The sequence below is a fragment of the Haladaptatus sp. W1 genome, assembly GCF_001723155.1.
GTDB classification, from domain to species: Archaea; Halobacteriota; Halobacteria; order Halobacteriales; family Haladaptataceae; genus Haladaptatus; species Haladaptatus paucihalophilus.
The window spans coordinates 1-1,278 of the sequence record NZ_MEIH01000304.1 but is presented as its reverse complement, the minus strand read 5'-3'; the positions used below and the strand labels follow the sequence as shown (position 1 = coordinate 1,278).

Below are 1,278 nucleotides of genomic sequence, written 5' to 3'. Positions count from 1 at the left end.
GCTCTCGGCCATTGTTCTCGTCCTCCTCCTCGCCGCCATGGTGCACACCTACCTGACGCGGGAGGAGTCAGAACCCCCGAAATGGATGGGGAAGTTGACGTCCGCGAGCCCGCGGTTCTCGTTCCGACTCGGTTTCCTGTTGCTCGGCTTCTTTCCGACCGACATCTTCACCTCGGTCGCCGTCGGGTCCTATCTCGCCTCGAACGGCCTCCCGCTCACGGATTCGTTCGGATTCATCGTCGTTACCCTGCTGATTTTGGCGTTTCCGTCGCTCGTCCTGCTCGCGTTCGGTGAACGGGCCGAAGCCTTCCTGCCGAAGGCTCGGGAGTGGATGAACGGTAACTCGTGGGTCGTCAGCGAGGTCGTCATATTTCTCTTCGTCGGTATGAGCCTCAACAACCTCCTCGGCTAACCGGTTTCGTGGACCAAGCTCGAAAACGTCCGTTTCGTTCCATCTCTCCGAGTAATCTCTTGTCCGCACACGGACTTGCACCGTTGTCGTTCGGTGGACGGCTCGGACGACTCACCTCCAATTTCATATCGCACTATGGAATTTATAAATTCGAATTCGATAGCTTCACTCTGTCTCGGCGTTGAATTTTGGGTTTTCTGCCTCTGCCCATAACTTCCCATTAGGGCCATAAGCGGAAGTGGACGGGGGACGGTACCCCTTTTCGATCTATGCGTGTCCGCTAGTGGATAGAGTGAGGCACCCCGTGAGTATCTGGAAACTTCGCTGCTACCGTCTCTATCACTCGATATGGCGTCTATCTATTCGAGTCTCTCGGTAGTAAATGGCGAGTATTTTGCTTTTGTTGTCTCTCACAGCATTAATTCGAAGCTGAACTCTCTCCTCGCACAAATTCGACATCGACGACAACGTCTTCTCCGGTCGTTTTTGTTAGACGATCATCGATATGCTGTGCGAGGTCAGCTGGCAGCTGCGCGTTTGGACTGTGTGCCACGACGACGGTTACGCTAGCTGGATTCTTGAGGAGCACCTCATCGACATTATAGTTGACACTCACCGATTCGACTGTTAAATCACCGAACTGGCCACTGTCAAACATTGCTTCAGTCTCTGTGTGTGCGCTGTTCGTAACGGCTCCAACTTCGAATGATGCCCAGGTGACAGCACCGAGAACCACCGACAAGAGGACAAGACCGAGAACAATCGTGGCAATTCGAACGCGAACTGCTGCGCAGGCGTGCTGTATGGCGTTCTCGGCGTACCGAGCGTCGTCGGGTTAGACAACGAGTTCGGAACAGTGACAAATC

At 54.2% G+C, this 1,278-nt stretch carries 1 protein-coding gene; it reads left to right on the top strand.

Annotated elements, in window-relative coordinates:
* A partial coding sequence (locus tag BG842_RS15350) for a GAP family protein (RefSeq protein WP_069451422.1) occupies positions 1-412 on the top strand: 412 nt, incomplete at its 5' end.
* Between the last annotated feature and the right edge of the window lie 866 nt (positions 413-1,278).